This is a genomic window from Micromonospora sp. NBC_00617 (genome assembly GCF_045161355.1).
Taxonomy (GTDB): Bacteria; Actinomycetota; Actinomycetes; order Mycobacteriales; family Micromonosporaceae; genus Micromonospora.
Map to the genome: position 1 here is coordinate 954,437 of NZ_CP107751.1, position 16,780 is coordinate 971,216.

Consider the following 16,780-nt stretch of genomic DNA (forward strand, 5'->3'; position numbering starts at 1 on the left):
GGCTTCGCAACCTCATGATCACCAACGGATCGCACCCGTCCTACATGGACCCCAGTTCCGCCCAAACTCCCAGCTCAGATGCTCCGCCACCGACTACGCAACAGCCCTGCTGGCGTGGGCGGGCTGGCGATGCCGCTGGCGCAGCGGAGTTGCTTCAGGAACTATTGCCCGATCGGGTTCGCGTCCTCGGCTCTGATCACCCTGAGACCCTCGCCACCCGTCAGAACCTCGCCACCTGGCGGGGAAAGGATGGTGACATAGCAGGAGGAATTCTCGCGCACCGCGAGCTACTCCCCGATCTGTCGCGAGTCCTCGGCCCCACTCATCCTGACGTCATGTTCACCCGCAACAACCTTGCTGATCTACACGGGCAAGCTGGGGACGCTACTGGCGCGGCTGAGGTACTCCGTGAACTGCTTCCTGACCAGGTGCGTGCCCTCGGCGCCGATCACCCCGACGTTCTTCGGACGCATGAAGCTCTGGCGTACTGGCACATACAGGCAGGAGAGGCTGCGGGTGCAATCGCGGCACTCCGGCTACTACTTGCCGACCGGGTACGGGTTCTCGGCTTGGACCATCCGCACACCTTGGCCGCACGCGGCAACCTCGCTCACTGGCAGGGAAAGGCAGGTGATGCCGCTGGCGCGGCGAAGGCCTTCGCGGAGGTGCTCGCTGACCGATTGCGAGTCCTTGGCCCCGATCACCCTCATTGCATGGTCGCTCGTGGCAACCTTGCGTATTGGCGGGAGCAGGCCGCGGACGCCAGCGGAGCGGCAAGCGCATACGCCGACCTGTACCGAGAACGGGTTCGGCTCCTCGGCCCGAACCATCTCGACACGCAGGCCGCCGCGGTGAAGTTCGACTACTGGCGGGCGAAGGCGTCGCCGCCGAGGACAGGAAGCGGAACCGGCGCACAGACTCGTAGGGGACGGAAGCCCAATACGCCGGGGCTCGGAGGCAAACAGGTCTGACCGTGGGTGCTGGCGAGTCTACCAGCCCACTGCTCGACGGGTTCCGAGCCGCACACCAGGCGTGGCCGTTGGCCAGCTGTCATTGCGACTTACCCTCCCGTAGTTGTGCCCTGCAACGTTCGGTCCCGGGCGGCCGCGGGAGCCGGGTAGAGGTCTTTCTCGAGCGCATCGACGGCCGAAGTCCATGCATCGATATCCTTCAGAGGAGGTGTCGGATCTGGGTTGCGGCCGTGCAGGATCTCGCAGATCGCGACGTATGCCTCTAGCGCGCCAGCGATCGTCTGCATGCGGCAGAGCTGGGCCTCTGGCGACAGCCCCGGCTCACCGATGCTGAGGTACAGCCGTCGTTCGATCATCGAGATGTCCGGCTTCGCAGCAATCACCGTGCTGGGCAGCCTGGCCGCTGCGCGCTCGATGCGAACGCGGAGCACCAGCGCCGCGAGCGCCGCCTTTTCGGCCGTGCCACCGGGCCACCCCCGGTAGGCGGCCTGGAGATCCGCTAGCTCGACGTCCGGGTAGGTTGCCATCTCAGCTCCCGATCTGCTGGACGGCTTTAATGATCTTCCGAGTTTGGCGTATCCAAAGCTGCGCGTCTCCCTCGGGGGCGCGGCCGTGCGCTCCGCCGTTGAGTGCGTGCACGGTCGGCGTGAAGCCGTTGACGTCGATGGCTCGCAGGCCCGCGCGGCGGGCATAGTTGTTTAGGAGCGCCAACTGGTCGAGAGTCTTCCGCGCTTTTCGAAGGTCGGCGACGACTGTGGCCTCGGGTGAGCCGACCTGCCGGCCCAGCATCTCGATCTGTGCGACGACTTCGGTATCGACGGCCTGCCGGCAGATGGCAAGCGTCATTGCGGTGACGGCGGCGGGGGTTCCGATGGACGCTCCCTTCTCCGCCCCGAGGATTCGCTGGATCTCGTCAAGCCGCTGAATCCCTGGGCTGGCCACGTGCTTCACTCGGACCTGCGGCCGGCCGTCACCGTGCCGGTCCATACGGATGTGCGTCGGCATTGCGCCCAGGCCACGAAGCTCGCGCCAGAGGCGGTCGTCGTGAGTGAACACGACGACCTGGAAGCGCTCAGCGAGGGTCATGAGGTGCCGAGCCAGGTACCGCACTCGCCAGGTGTCGAACGCGTGGATCGGGTCGTCGAGGACGAGGAATCCGAACGGACTCTCTGGCTGGGTAGCACGGGGCAGGTACGTGGCCAGCGAGAGTGCATTGCGCTGGCCGGTACTTAGGACCGCGGAGCTGTTCTTGCCGGCCGGCAGCGCGACGTCGCCGTCGACGAGGTCCAACGCCACATTTCGCCGCATCCTCGTACCGCCGGTGAGGGTGATGCCGGTCAGCTTGAGGTCCGCGTCTGGGTTGAGCACGGACCATAACTCCATCACCTCCCTTCCGATGGGTGCGAAGATGTCCTCACGCGCGGTGCGGATCCACTGGTCGACCTTGCGGTCCAGCCGCTCGGCCACAGCGAGCCTTGTCAGCGCCGGCCGTTCCTGGCTGCGGACGTCCATCCACGATCCGATGTGCGCGCGGACCGTCGCCTGTGCGGCGATGACGTCGTCACGCCGGGCGAGAAGGCCGTCGCGGACCTCCCCGTACCAACCGACTAGATCGGCGCTCTCGTCAAGCGCCTCAGTCAGCGACGCCACGGATGGCGCCATGGTGGCGAACTCTGTGGCCAGGCGGACGAGCCGGTCCCACTGCCTAATCCGTAGTTCAGTCGCGGAATCCGTCACTTGGGTCAGTGCCCGGCGCAGCGATTCGGTCAGCGGGGTCGGGAAGCTTCTGCCAAGGTCGCCCACCGCCGTAGTTGCGGCGGCCTTCGCATTGCGCAGTTCCCGGGTAGCCGTCCTCAGCCGGTCGGCATCCTCGGAGGCACGCCGCATCCACTCGTGCCCGGCCGCCCCACAGACCGGGCATACGTCCCGGTCACGGAGGTCGTCGAGCCGCGCGTCACCGAGGGCAAGTGCCTTCTGAAGCACCGCTAGGAGCGCGTTTGCCCCGGCCGCATCCGAACCGACGGCGTTGTCCAGCCGGACGAGCGCGTTGACGGTCCGTACGCGAAGCTCGTCATCCACCGCCCAGGTGTCGGGCAGGCCCAGCGGCGGCGGTGCCGTCTCCGGCAAGGTTTCGGTCAAGACCGTGATCCGAGCCTGGGCCTCCTCGTCCGGGAACGCGCCGCAGTTCCGCACCGTCCTGGCCAGTTCTTCCTGGCCCGCCTTAACGATGCCGTTGAGGGCGCTCGTGTGGGCGGCCTCCACAAGGCGCCTGGCCACCGCGCCCTTGTCCCGGTCAGTTTTGAGCAGGGCCTGTAGTTCTTCGAGTGCGGTCAACTCAAGCGCGTCTTTTAGGAACGTGTGTAGATTGCTCGGATCTTGAATGACCTGGGACATCTCCGGATACAGCAGCACTGGCATGTAGCGTTCGAATGCCTCCGTCCACTCGCTGGGCGGCGTACTGAGCGAACCGTCCGCGTTGCGCCATTGAACAACCTCATCTGCCCCGCAGAAAATCTCTATGTCGCGCCGCCCATTGCTGACTGTGGTGACAATGTCGCGGTGCGGATAATGAATGTTGTTCGCCAGTATCTGGTAGGACCGCTTGGTTCCGCTGCTAAGGGTGTGTCGGGCGCCGTCGGCGATGCTCGTCTTACCGGTGCCGTTGCGCGCGGTGACGATCGTGAGGCCCGCAGTTGGCTTCAGAGGCAGGTCGACCGCTTCCTCGGCGACTCCTATGTGACCCCGGACATGCACGTTCCGTACATACCAAGGCCCGTCAGCGGTGGTGACGCTCGTTGCCAGATTCGGGTTCTTGGCCTGGATTAGCTCCAGAAGCAGGTCCCGCATATCCGGCTCAAGTTCTGCTGCAGCGGCGGTGATGTCAGCCCAGGTGAGCAGGACGCGCTGCGAAGGGTGTTCGGCGACCACGAAAGAGCCCTTTCGGCTTGCCGGCCGTGGACAGTCGCCGCGTTTGTCTAGTGCCGGACAACGATGGGTGGGCCGAAGGTCGGCCCAGCAGCGAGCCGCACAACATATCCCGCGCGCCGACCTCATGCCAGCAACACGCGCAAGCCAATGGCCTAGCCAACGCGTACTGATGTTCTAATCTCCAGGCAGAGGACAAGATGTGAGGTGGGGACGCATTCCGGGATGTCCCGAATCGGAGTCAGCAGTGTTTCGGCCCTCGGGTGGCACGACGGGCGGCACTACGTGGGTTCGGCCCCGGTGACCGGGCGCGGTCTCCGGGCGGGGCGGAGTGACCATGCGCGATGTGAGGGAGGGCCCCGGCTGCGTCGGCGAGTTGCGCGACGCGTGGTTTGCGGTCATTGCGCCTCCGGCGGGGGCGCTCCGGCTCCTGGATGGCCGGGGGCCGTCCGCGGCCGCCGGCTCCGAGGTTGGTGGCGGTAGGCCATCCTGTCTGCCAACGACCCGGGCAAGCCGAGCAGACCGCCGCCCGGCCCGCCAGCGTCCGTACCAGCCGTCGAGGTCCGCAGGCGGTGGCGGGCCGGGCGGCGGCCCGCTCCCCGGCGGGCGGGTCGATGGCAGACAGGATGGCGGATGCTTCGGGAATGGAGTGGCTCGCTCGCTGCGGCTGCCCGACGTCGTCCGGTGGTGGATTCCGTGGCCGGCTTGGTTCCACAGCTTCGGTTAGGGTCGATGGCGTAAGGCCCTGGGATCACGGCACGAATGAGGTGGCGGGTATGGCAAGGACTGTGCAGATCCGTACGTACACGGTCCGGGCTGGGCTGCTGGATGAGTGGGTGGATAGGTGGCAGCAGCTGGTCGTCCCGCTGCGCCGTGATCTCGGCTTCGAGATCCATGGGTCGTGGAAGGACCGCGAGCGGAATCAGCACGTCTGGGTGATCTCCCACGATGGACCTGAGTCGTTCGAGGAGGCCAACGCCGCCTACTGGGCGTCGGAGCGTCGCAAGACGCTCGGCCTGGACCCGGACGATTACCTGGTTGGCGAGGAGACCCGCGAGGTCGAGCAGACGCTATGAGTCCGCATGGCCAGGTAGTAGATGGGCCTGCCGTTCGTCGTTCGTGAGGGCACGGAACGCCCGTGAGCGTGCTGCCACGGTCAGCTCATCCACGTCGACGGCGTCCGCCCAGACACGGGCAGTGCCATCCACTGAGCCAGTCACGATCTGCCGCCCGTCCGGCAGCCACGCCAGGCTGGTCACAGCGTCGCGGTGAACGCCGACCACCTCGCTTTGGTCGTCGTCCGCGCTGGCCCAGATCCGTATGGTGCGGTCGTCTGAGCAGGACGCGAGGCGTCGGCCGTCCGGTGCCCAGGCCACCGAGCGGACGCGCTTGTCGTGGCCGGTCATTACCCGTGGCTGGTCGGTGCCCCTGAGGTCCCAGACGCGGACCGTCCAGTCGGCGGAGCAGGTGGCGAGCCGGCGCTCGTCGGGTGCCCAGCTGAGCCCGTCCACATAGTTCTGATGCCCGGAGTGAACGGTGCTCTCGCCGGGGTGTTCGATGTCCCAGACCCGGACGGTTCGGTCGTCGGAGCCGGAGGCGAGGTACCGACCGCTCGGTGACCAGGCGAGCGTGCCCACCCAGTCGGCGTGTCCGCGCAGAACGCCGGCAGAACTGCTCGTGCGGACGTCCCACACTCGTACGGAATTGTCTTTGCAGCCTGCGGCCAGCCGGGACCCGTCCGGTGACCAGGCCAGCGACTCCGCCTCAGCCCCAATCTGCACATCGCTGTCGGTGCCGATCAGGTGGATCGATCCGTCGCGCACGGCCACGGCGATCAGGTCGGCTGTCGGCGAACAGGCGACCGCCAAGACCGGCTCAGGCAGAGCCATCACGTCAGCCGTGCCGTCCGGCTGCCAGATTCGGACCGTGCCGTCGGCGCCGCCGGTGACGATCTTCGCTGTCCGGTCCAGAGCAAGAGCGCTGACCGGTCCGTCGTGTCCGGCTAGTAGGCACCGTTCGGCGCCGCGCGGCTGGATCGTCCACAGACGGGCGGTGCCGTCGCCGGAGCCACTGACTGCTCGTCGTCCGTCAGGGGACAGAGCGACGGACCAGGCGACCTGGGAGTGCCCCCGCAGCTCAGCCATCTCCCGCAGCCGGTGGACATCCCAGGCGCGGACGCTGCCGTCGCCGCTGGCGAACACGACGGTGCGACCGTCGGGGGACCAGGCGACCGACCAGACGGGTGATCCCTGTCCGCCGATGACGTGTCGGGTCTCACCGGTGGTCACGTCCCAGATCCGTACCGTCTGGTCGCCGGATCCGGTGACGAGCTGGTTCCCGTCTGGGGACCAGGCGACGGCCTCGACGAAGTCACCATGCCCCGTTAGCCTCCGCTCCGCTTTGGCCGTGGTGAGGTTCCAGACGATGACGGACCGGTCGTGGGAGGCGGAGGCCAGCCGGCGGGAGTCGGGGGCAAACCGCACGCCCCACACGTCTCCTTCGTGGCCGAGCAAGCGGGCGGTCAGCCGCCAGGTGGTGGTGTCCCAGACCTGGACCGTCCGGTCCCGGCTCGATCCGGCGAGGCGGGACCCATCGGGGGACCAGGTGACGCCCCGTGCCACGTCTGCGCAGGGCAGCACCGCGACCGTTGCCACCGTTGCGGCGTCCCACACCCGGACCGTGCCGTCGCGGGAGGCGGTAGCGAGGCGGGTAGCGTCGGGTGACCAGTCGACGGCGTCCACCATGCCGGTATGCCCACTCAGTACCCGCACGACGGTGCCGGTGTCCGCGTGCCAGATCCGTGCGGTGCCGTCCCTGGAGGCGGTGACGAGATGGGCGCCGTCAGGTGACCAGGCGACTCCGCGGACGGCGTCGGTGTGCCCGGCGAGCACCGCCTCGGTGTGGCTGAACGCCAGCGCTGCCATCAAGGCCCGGCGGGCGATCGGCGTTGGTGGACACTCCTGCAGGGCAGCCGAGGTCAGCAGCACCGCGAGCTCCGGGTAGCGGTCGACGTTGCCGAGCGCGAACTGCCCGATCGTCTCGGACACTCGGTGCAGGAACGCGGTGTCCCGGCTGCGGGAGGCGTTCACCAGGGCGCGGGCGGCGGGGCTGTCCTGGCCGGCGGACTCCATCGCTTCCAGCCACTGCCCGGCCAACTCAAGTCGTTCCCCGGTGAGCAGGTAGTCGGCGCTGCGCCCGGCGTGGACCCAGTCCGCTGCCCACCGCTCCAGCTCGGTACGCCGACGCAGTTGCTCCGCCCGCGCTTCCACCTGCTGGCGCAGCGGCGCCCACCGGCGGAACAACGCCTCATGTGCGACCTGCGCGTACGGCTCACCGTCGGTCACGTCGATGGTCAGCAGCCGAGCATCGGTGAAGACGCCGATCACCCGACGCTGAATGTCAGACAGGTCCTGCAGCGGCACCCGGCGCCGAGTCGGCTCGGCACCCTCCATCGCTACCAGACGGAGCAGGGTGGCCAGTACGTCCTCAGTGCTGCTCTCGCGCCGCACGTCCGCCATGACGCTGTCGGCCTGGCGGCCCAGCGCCCCCGCGACGCCGCCGAGTGCCTGGTACGCCTGGCGGGTAGCCGTCTGGCCCGGGCCAGACGCCCGGTGCAGCTCCTGAAGCAGGTACGCCAGCAGTGGCAACGCGTCCGGTGTGGCGGTGTCGGCGACGATCTGGTCGACGACGCCGTCCTCGAAGCGCATTCCGGCGAGCTGGGCGGGCTGCTCCACGACCGCGACGAGGTCCGCCGGCCGCATGGTGCCCAGCGCAACCGGGCTAGCGAAGAGCTCCGGGCGGGGCCCGGCGAGGAGGTCGGCGAGGAACTCGACACGGAGCGTCGCGACAACCCAGAGCCTCCGGTCGGCGTCGAGCGCCGTCGCGATCTGCTCCAGGAACGTGGCCTGTTCGGCGTCACTGGAAAGTGTTACCAGTTCCTCGAGCTGGTCGAGAATCAGCAGGACGCGCCCATGGCGATGTCCCTTACGAGCCCGCCAGGCCGTCAGGTGGCGGGCGAGGCTGTCCGGGCGGGACCGCACCTCCCTCAACGCGGAGGCGCGGTCGGCTGCGCCCAGAGTGACCGCCAGGTCCGCGAGCACGCCGAGAGGCTCACCCGCCGGCGTGACCGCTGGCAACACCTGCCACCGCCCCTCTCGCAGCCGAGGAACGATGCCGGCGTGGACCAGGGATGACTTGCCGCTGCCGGAAGCGCCGGTAACGCAGACGAACCGGGCGGACGCGTCCAGCCCCAGCTCGTGCATCCGCCGCACCAGGTCAGTGACCTGCTCATCTCTGCCGAAGAACACCGACGCGTCCTGCTCGGTGAAGGCCGAGAGCCCGGGATAGGGGCTGCGATCCGACCGCCACATCGGCCGCGGACTGCGAGGCGCCTGCCACCACAGCACCAAGCCGTTCCCGACGATCAGCACCACCAGCAGGACGATCAACGCCGGACCGGCGGCCTGACGGATCCCGGCGGTCAGCGGTGACGTGTCGGCGTTAGCGAAGAAGTTGGCCGCGATCTCCAGCAGGACGGCGATGATCAGTAATGACAGCTGAAGAGCGATAGGTGGACGTCGACTCGGCCGCACCGATCCCCCCAACGATGATCCCCGATGGCATCACGGTAGCGGGTAGGCGCTCACATCAATAGGTCGCGGCAGCGCCTTGCGAACGCCTAGCTCGTAGAGCGTCACCGCATCGCCCTGGGGGAGCCGGGATCCTGCCTTCCGGCGCTACTCATCCTCAAGCAGCCGAATAGTCGCTCGGAGCTCGCGTCGGGCGGTGCTCGTCGCGTGGGAAAAGTTGACGCTCAAGATCGATTCGTACTTGGCGAGGAGGTGATCGTCGGGGTGATCTTGAGCCCACCATGGTTGGCAGTACCCGCGCGGTGGTGGCAGCTGCCTCGACCCAACGACCAACCCAGCCGGGCCCCTCTCTTGTAGAGCTTGACCGGTCGACTCCAGCGGATATTCTTTCGACCTCGGTTCTCTCTGTGTGGCTGAGGTTGGTGTGGAGCAGGCGGTTCGTCAAGCTGATCGCCCCTCACCGGTCGACCCAGCCTTACCCGACCTGAGCTTTGCGCCCTATGGACCTGACGATCAGCTAGGGGAGTAAGCGGATCATGAACGATAGTGTTGCGATTATCCCTCCCCGCGACGACGAATTGGTCCGCCGTGTTGGCTGGGAGCTCCTCGAGCAGGGCTTGAATCGAGGCGGATCCCTTTTCACGCCCGGGTGGCAAGTCTGGAGCGCGGAAACAGCGGAAGAGCTGTTCCACCTGTACAACGAACGGGTCGATACCGGCACGGATTCGTTCATGGTCAAGCTGCACAGGCAGCTCGACACTGGATCCGACCTCGCGATCCAACTGGCAGCGGAGCTGCTGACGCTGCAGGGACTACCGTTGGTGAACCTGAGTGCCGGCAAGCTGCGCGAACGGGTAAGCACAGTGCTCGGCTGGATGAAGGAACCAGTTTCCATCCCTGAGCAAGTGCTGGCCGCGTTCGAGCAGGGGACATGGAACGGCGGCATCGGCGGCCACACGATGATCTGGAAGTGGCTGGCGGACGCAGTCGTCTTCCTGTGCGAGTGGTGGACCATCTCGCCCGACCGCCGGCAGCGTGCGCTGGCCGACCCCTGGGAGTGGCAGGCCCTGGTGGACAAGGCCAAGATCGTTCCATCCCTGCGAGAATCGCTTCTCTATCTGCGGTTTCCCACGCACTTCCTGCCGATCGTTAACACTGGACACAAGCGGGCGATCCGCGACGCCTTCAGCGATCCAGATGATCGCACGCCATCTATCAATCGCGATCTGCTTGGGATCACCGCCAGAATCCAGAGCGAGACCGGCCAGCCAGTGGACTACTACCTGCCACCATTCGTGAATCAGTGGCGAGTCAAGGAGAGGCCGTCCGGTGAACGGCGAGCCTGGCTGATCCGTCCGGGTCAAGGTGGTCCTGGCCTGTTGGCTGACTGGCTAAAAGAATCGTTCGTATCCCTCGGCGCCTCGCATCTCGGGGAGGTCGCGTTAAGCGCGTCCCGGGCCGATATTCGGTCGGCCGTGGACATCGGATACCAGCATCTCGATTACGCCCAACGTGTCAGCTACGCCAACGAGTTCCATGCTTTCCTCAGCCAGATGGAAAGTGACGACATTGTGACGACGCTCATCGACGACCGGATGTATCTGGGAATCCTGGCCGGCGGGCCGGAGTTTCGTCCGGCCGCAGCCGGTAGTGAGCTGCGCCGGCCGGCCGAGTGGGCCGTCGCGTCGCTCGATGCTGCCGCGCTTTCCGCGCCCCTGCCAGCGGAGCTGGATCAGCAGGGCAACGTAGTTGATCTGACCGGTGCACTGTCAGTGCTGATCGAGCTCTTCGAGTCAATCAGCCAGGTAGAGCAGGAAACGGGCATGGCAAGTACGGCGAACGTCGTGGACCGAGCGGTCGGCCCCGTAACCCTGAAACTCAACGCCGCCACCGCGGCGTTGGCGGAGCATGTACACATGAGCAGGGCCTGGCTCACCGAACTGCTCGAGCTCTGGCAGGAACGGTCGCAGATCATTCTGTGCGGTCCACCAGGTACGGGAAAGACTTACCTGGCCCGAGCGCTGGCGGGCCACGTGGCCGAGCGTGACGCGATACGCCTCGTGCAGTTCCACCCTTCGTACGCCTACGAGGACTTCTTCGAAGGATTCCGGCCGGTCGAGAACGTCGAGGGCGGCGCAGTGAGCTTTGTTAAGACACCAGGCCCGCTGCGGGAGATCGCTTCGCAGGCAAGAAACGACCGGCACCGCCCGTATGTGCTGATCATCGATGAGATCAATCGGGCGAACCTGGCCAAGGTCTTCGGTGAGCTGTACTTCCTGCTCGAGTACCGCGAATCCACTGTGCGGCTGCAGTACTCGCCGTCCGAGGCCTTCAACTTGCCGCCCAACGTGTTCATCATTGGGACGATGAACACGGCTGATCGGTCGATCGCGATGATCGACGCCGCCATCCGACGCCGCTTTGCGTTCATCGAACTACACCCCGACGAGGATCCGGTTCGCGATGTTCTCGGGAGTTGGCTTGCCGCCAACGGCCGCGAAGACGACGAGCGTGCCGGGTTGTTGGCCTCACTCAACACCCTGATCGGTGCCCAAGACCACGACTTCAAGATTGGGCCGTCGTATCTCATGCGGCCCGGCCTCGACGATGAGGCTGCGCTCCAGCGCGTCTGGCGGCACGATCTGCTGCCGCTGCTCGAGGAGCACTACTACGGTCGACTCAGCCGGGCGCAGGTGCACAGCCGATTCGGACTGGCTGCGGTCCGTGCCCAAACCGCTTCCGTCGTTATTGCCGATGATTCGGATGACGTGCGGTAGCAGTGGACAGCGTGGATGCGGTCATCCTGCCGGAACTGGATACCAGTGGTGTGCTGCGGCCCCTCGACGACGCTCAGGTTCGGGTACTCCGGGCGTCCGGCCTGGTCAAGCTGACCCCCGAGCGCAGGAGCTGGCGTATTCGACCTGGCGGCAAGGTGGGTGCGGTCCGCGCTGGAGACCTCGACGTCCAGGTGCAGCCGAAGGTCGGCGTGGTGAGGTTGCTGTTCTTTCTCGGGTACGCGAAAGATCCGCGGTTCCGCCCGGAGGACGTAACTGCGGCACCGGCGTCAGGACTATGGCCGGCACTGGCGGAGTCATTGATCCGGCAGGCCGAGCGGGCCCTCGCTGGTGGTCTCCTGCAGGGGTACACATCGTTCGAGGAGGCACTCCCTCTGATCCGGGGACGCGTTCGATTCGCCGAGCAGTTCGCCCGTCGGCCAGCCATACCGCTGCCGATCGAGGTGCAGTTCGACGACTGGACCGTCGATATCGTCGAGAACCGCCTGCTCCGCACCGCTGTACGCCGAATGTTGGCCGTGCCCCGGCTCCTGCCGTCCGCACGGGAGCGGCTAGAGCGGCTGGACGCACGCCTTGCCGGGGTACCCGTACTTCCACCCCATGCGCCGGTTCCCCTGTGGAGCCCCAGTCGGATCAACATGAGGTATGTGCCCGCACTCCGGCTGGCCGAGCTGATCCTCGATAACCAGTCCGTGGAGCCCGATGCCGGCGGCATCGCAATCGCTGCCTTCGCCGTCAACATGGCCACAGTCTTCGAAAACTTCGTAGCCGCCGCGATCCGCGAGGCGCTCGGATCCTGTCCAGGAGTTGCGGAGGAGCAGTATCGGACCTATCTGGATGCCGAACAGAGCATCCCGATTCGGCCCGACCTGGTCTACCTGGTCGACGGCCGACCCGTCGCGGTGTTCGATGCAAAGTACAAGCTTGAGCATCCAACGTCGGGTTTCCCGAACGGAGACACCTACCAGATGCTCGCCTACTGTGCTGCCCTCGATGTGCGAGCTGGATGGCTGGTATACGCGAAGGGAACGACTCCGCCGGAGCGCAAGCACATCCGGAATACGACGATAGAGATCATCCATCACCCGCTCGACCTCTTGAGGCAGCCGCACGAGATTCTTGATGACGTTGCGGCGCTGGTCCGGCGCGCAGCCGGGCCAAGCGCCTACTGAGGAAGGCGACGACCTGCAGGCGACCGATCAACGAGAGGGCAACGCGGCGGTCGATCGCTGCGGACTGGTTCATCCTCTCCGACGGCGTCGCCGGCAACAAGCACGAGTCAATACGGCGATGCGACTCGGTGAACAGGAACGGGTTGGGGAGCGGTGGGTTTTCGGCTTGGATGCCCTCCCGCGCTGGGTCCTTCCGGACCGGCCCTCCGGCCCTGCCATTGCGGTAGCTCTGCGGCAACCCATCTGACCTGACGCCGTTTTGCCCTCGGGCTGGACGGATACCGCGGCGCATCCTTCACAGCACCGCTGCACTCGTTGGTGTGCCGAGGACGACGCCGACCAGGCTTCTCCCCTGCGGTAGGGGATCCTGTCCGCCAAAAAAGAAGCTTGTACGGAGGGCTCATCGATACCATCCTGACGAGATGAGCGAGGCTGGACCGACCTGGCAGCTAATCGACGAGATGATCGTCCGCAATGGCTTGCCCGACAATGGCGTTGCCGCAGCACGGTGGGCTGTCGGTCGGTTGCGCATGCACCTCGGGGAGAGCTGGCTGGGCCGCCAGTACAAGAAGCAAGGCTGGGTGCCACGCGAACTGCTGCTCGTGGGTACTCACCGCTACGCGCTACCTCAGTTGCTGTCATGGGCGCTCTGGCTGGACGCTGCGGCCGGTGAGTCTACGTTCGCGAAAGTCCGGACCAACATGAGGAAGGGCGTGGATACCGCAACCTGGCGGCACACCTGGCTTCAACTGGAGGTTGCTCGGGCGGCAGCAAGCTCCGGAACGCCATGTAGCTTCGAGCCGCCGATTCCCGGCTCAGTCAAGAACGCGGACCTCCTTATCGACCCAGAGCAAAGGCCGTGGATGGTCGAGACCACCACGGTTCCTCGGGGAGCCGTCGACATGGCGTGGGAAAACTACGAAGACCATGTTCAGGCCGTGATCAGGGGAATCGAGCGCACGCACGACGTGACCTGTGTAGTGGCGCTGGACGATCACATGGACGAAACCGAGACGTGGGAGTGGCTGAGGGCCGTCGGCGTCCTTGCGTCTGTTGCAGCAGAGTCGCACGAGGTGCAGGTGCTCCGAGGGGATCTTGGAGTGGTGGTGATCTACCCGGACTTGTCACCGCCGGGACCCAGCTTCACCGGCGCTCCCCAAAACCGTGACGGCTGGCACCGGCTCGGTCGAACTCTCGCTAAGAAGGCTGCGCAGATCGCCGGCCCGCTGCCTGCCTGGGTTCGCGTGGACTGCCTGGATGGGCTCTTTCAGTTCACAGCGTGGACCACGATGGAGCCAGCAGACCGCATCGATGCAATCGCTGCCTTGATCCGCAGCAGAATCACCTGGCCTGCGAACGCCCACGGTGTCGTACTGTCGAGTGGGCCCGGGGTGAACTTCGACGGTAACGATGCCGCTGCCCAAGCGGTTACCGGTCGTTCGGCGTCCGGAGTCTTCCTCCGACGACTCACCCATCCCTACCTCGTGCGCGAGACGATCATCGTTCCTCTCTCCAGTGAGGCGACCGAGCACACCGACTGGTGGGCAGCCGCTTACGGCGACGAGCCCGCCTGGCTAGACATCGATCTCGCGGCAGTCGGCCTCCCCAAGACCGCAGACCTCTTTTTGTAGATCTGCGGCTTATCTGGGTTAGCTGCTGCGGCGCGTTGGAATGCCTCGCTCCACACGCGTCTATATTCGCCGGTGTCCAAGATGTGGAACGGCAGGCGTGGCCTCGTTGCGACGGCGCAGCCTGGGTTGCGCTTGGCCCAGCGGCGAAGCGCTACCGTTGCCGCTTCCCGTGGCGCTCACAGGTAGCGGCACGGTAGCCGGATCTCGGCATGGTTCGAGTTGGCGTCGGGGAGCACTCCCACTAATCACAGCGGGACGAAGCCACCAGCGACGTCTGGCCTGGGGTCTGCTGCTCACGGGAGGTGATCGCGTGCTGCATGAACAGGGTGAGATAGCCGTATCGGCATGCAAGGGACCCGAGGATGGTCAGTTGGGAGCCGGTCCCTACGACCACTACAGCCTTATCGCCCGCGGCCTGCCGTTGCCGCCCCTTGCGCGGGCCCTCAAGCCTCAGGCGGTACATTGCGCAGTCACATCCGTCGACGTAAGCGGCCGTCTGGCCGACCGCAGGCCACTACAAGCCCTCGGGTGGTTCGCCGGTCGTCCCATCGACCTCGTCGCTAGGGACAACGTGATCACGGTGACCGCGCGGCGCTGCGCGCGGTGGACGATCAACCGGCAAGGTCACCTGGTGCTGCCGTCCTCAGTGCGGCGGAGCTGCGGCGTCGAACGAGGTCATCGTCTCCTGGTGCTGGCATACCCGGACCGCCCCGTTTTGCTGGTCTACACGATGAGCGCACTTGAGCTCATGGTTTCGCGATACGGCGTACGTGAGGCAGCGTGATGGGGTCGGCCTTCAGCGGGGGCGACGAACTGGAGGCGGCTCGGCTCCTTCTGGCTCGGCTAGGGGTAACGCCGGAGCAGCTCCTGACCGTGCAGAGCACACCTCGCATGGTCCCCACGTTCGACGAGTACATCGAACGCGTATCTGAGGCGGTAACGGCGGGCACGGGACGGGTTTACGGTACCTACTGGAACAGGGTCCGAGAGGTCTGGGGCAGCCGCCGCCTGAACGAGCCGACGCCGCTGGAGATCAGGCAGCTCGCCGAGCGCATGAAGGACCAGCTCGTAGTGCGAAGAAACTCTCGCGGCGGGCGGACGGCCGCGGAGCACCTCATCTCTTCGCTCAGGTGCCTCTACAGCTATGCCGAGGCCGACGGGCTCATCACCGAGTTCAACAACCCTGCCAAGCGGGTGCCCAAGCCCCGACGCCTGGCCAGCACGAGGCGGGCCCTGTCCGAGCGGCAGCTTGCCTCGATCAACGAAGTCGCTGCCACCACCGGAAACGACCCTGAGCTCGATGCCCTGATATTGCGACTCCATATCGAGACTGCGTGCAGGAGGGGCGGAGGGCTTGCCCTCCGCCGCGCGGATCTCGATATGGAGCAGTGCATGGTCCAGCTGCACGAGAAGGGCGAGACCGTGCGGTGGCAACCGATCTCACCTACGCTGGCCACTCAGCTTGCGGGGCATTCTGATGACCGAGGTGGTGGCAAACCGACTGATCGGTTGCTCAGATACCGGAACGGTCGGCCCATCACAAGCCGGCGCCACGACCATCTGTGGCAGCGCCTCGGTAAGCACCTGCCTTGGGTGGCTACCCAGCAGGTCAGCACGCATTGGCTACGCCACACAACCTTGACCTGGGTGGAGCGGAGCTTCGGCTATGCAGTAGCCCGAGCGTTCGCAGGTCACAATGGCAGGTCTGATGCCGGCACTACCAGCACCTATGTGCGAGCCGACGTCTACGAGGTCGCCCGAGCTTTGGCAGCCTTAACGGGTGAGTCGCACCCTCTGCTCTCGGCGCCGGTCGGAGTGCGAGGGGTAAACACCCAAGGTCTTATCGGCCCATCTCCCGGAGATGGAACGTAGGGAGTCTCTGGTTCTGGGTACCCAGTCCGTAGTCGGGCTGCAGCGTCGTATATTTCATGCCACCGCCAGGTGGCTTACCTTTCCTTCGTTGATTGTCCACTCGAATCCGGACTCGAACATGTTGCCATGCTCATAGACGAAGTTGTCGACTGTCCACTCTGCTGGGGGCTTCCCGAGCTGGTGCGCCAGAAGGATATAGGCAATGAAGCCGCGCATCTGAACATTTCCCCAATCCACACTACTGCCTACAACTATCGGCAAGTCGACCCCTTCTTCGTCGCAGTAATTGATCCTTCCTACGCTGTCGCAGCCTTTGGTCGAGGCCCAACACAGGTCCAAGTAGTCACCGTAGTATGTGCCTCCACCTTTGGATGTGTGAAAGAACTCGACTTGATCACCGTACGGAAGTTTAATACAACTGATTCCTGCCTTCTCCGCCCTAGCTCGGGCGATCGAGGTGAATCCGCTGTTACTGAAAATCCGTCCGCCGTGGGCTTCGGTGTCGTCGATTGCACCCACGAGGGCGTCCACCACTCCCACGCCCACGACTCGAGAATGATTCTTGCACTCCACGATTTCGCGAGACTTCGGTAGCCATATGTCGACCTGACGGCGATAGCGCTGACTCCTATCGAGGATTCTTGCATCGAGCTCGAACGTAACATGCTGATCTTCCTCGGTGAGATACCGCATGACCTGGCGCTCGTAGCTTCTACCACTCCTGATCGCTACCACCCCCGCTGTGTGATGGGTTGCCGCTAGACACCAGGGTAGTTGTTGCCTCCGACAGTTCTTCAGGCGCGAGAGCGGCCGCCGTGATTGAAT

11 protein-coding genes and 1 pseudogene are annotated in these 16,780 nt (G+C 65.6%); 8 read left to right on the top strand and 4 right to left on the bottom strand.

From position 1 onward, the window contains the following. Positions 1-44: 44 nt before the first annotated feature. Positions 45-194: pseudogene (locus OG505_RS04290) on the top strand (hypothetical protein); the annotation flags it as partial. Positions 195-335: 141 nt separating this feature from the next. Beyond that, a complete protein-coding gene (locus OG505_RS04295; protein ID WP_405434379.1) occupies positions 336-971 on the top strand; it encodes a tetratricopeptide repeat protein in 636 nt (211 codons plus the stop codon). A gap of 89 nt (positions 972-1,060) precedes the next feature. Here the strand turns inward: OG505_RS04295 and OG505_RS04300 are convergent, their stop codons facing one another. Then, positions 1,061-1,498 (bottom strand): hypothetical protein, encoded by a 438-nt coding sequence (locus tag OG505_RS04300; protein WP_405431127.1) that lies wholly within the window; start codon positions 1,496-1,498, stop codon positions 1,061-1,063. Position 1,499: 1 nt separating this feature from the next. Next, positions 1,500-3,899 (bottom strand): hypothetical protein, encoded by a 2,400-nt coding sequence (locus OG505_RS04305; protein WP_405431129.1) that lies wholly within the window; start codon positions 3,897-3,899, stop codon positions 1,500-1,502. A 773-nt stretch (positions 3,900-4,672) separates the two neighbouring features. On the opposite strand from OG505_RS04305, the gene OG505_RS04310 reads away from it, so the two are divergent. Continuing rightward, positions 4,673-4,972 carry an NIPSNAP family containing protein gene (locus tag OG505_RS04310; protein ID WP_405431131.1) on the top strand — a complete coding sequence of 100 codons (300 nt, stop codon included), beginning with the start codon at positions 4,673-4,675 and terminating at the stop codon, positions 4,970-4,972. On the opposite strand, the gene OG505_RS04315 is transcribed toward OG505_RS04310, so the two are convergent. Beyond that, a complete protein-coding gene (locus OG505_RS04315) occupies positions 4,967-8,488 on the bottom strand; it encodes an eIF2A-related protein (protein WP_405431133.1) in 3,522 nt (1,173 codons plus the stop codon). The two genes, OG505_RS04310 and OG505_RS04315, sit on opposite strands and share 6 nt — an antisense overlap. A gap of 533 nt (positions 8,489-9,021) precedes the next feature. Here OG505_RS04315 and OG505_RS04320 point away from each other — a divergent pair. The 5 genes from OG505_RS04320 to xerC all read left to right on the top strand — a co-directional run bounded on the left by OG505_RS04320 (position 9,022) and on the right by xerC (position 15,955). Continuing rightward, positions 9,022-11,262 carry an AAA family ATPase gene (locus OG505_RS04320; RefSeq protein WP_405431135.1) on the top strand — a complete coding sequence of 747 codons (2,241 nt, stop codon included), beginning with the start codon at positions 9,022-9,024 and terminating at the stop codon, positions 11,260-11,262. A gap of 2 nt (positions 11,263-11,264) precedes the next feature. Further along, entirely contained in the window at positions 11,265-12,452 is a 1,188-nt protein-coding gene (locus tag OG505_RS04325; protein ID WP_405431137.1) for an McrC family protein, read from the top strand. Between the two features lie 422 nt (positions 12,453-12,874). Further along, the gene (locus OG505_RS04330) at positions 12,875-14,083 is read left to right on the top strand and encodes a hypothetical protein (protein WP_405431139.1); all 1,209 of its coding nucleotides are present in this window, start codon (positions 12,875-12,877) and stop codon (positions 14,081-14,083) included. 310 nt (positions 14,084-14,393) lie between these two features. After that, entirely contained in the window at positions 14,394-14,867 is a 474-nt protein-coding gene (locus tag OG505_RS04335) for a hypothetical protein (protein WP_405431141.1), read from the top strand. Between the two features lie 107 nt (positions 14,868-14,974). Further along, positions 14,975-15,955, top strand: coding sequence for a tyrosine recombinase XerC (gene xerC / locus OG505_RS04340; RefSeq protein ID WP_405431143.1), 981 nt, complete (start codon positions 14,975-14,977; stop codon positions 15,953-15,955). Between the two features lie 54 nt (positions 15,956-16,009). On the opposite strand, the gene OG505_RS04345 is transcribed toward xerC, so the two are convergent. Then, entirely contained in the window at positions 16,010-16,648 is a 639-nt protein-coding gene (locus tag OG505_RS04345; RefSeq protein WP_405431145.1) for a restriction endonuclease, read from the bottom strand. Between the last annotated feature and the right edge of the window lie 132 nt (positions 16,649-16,780).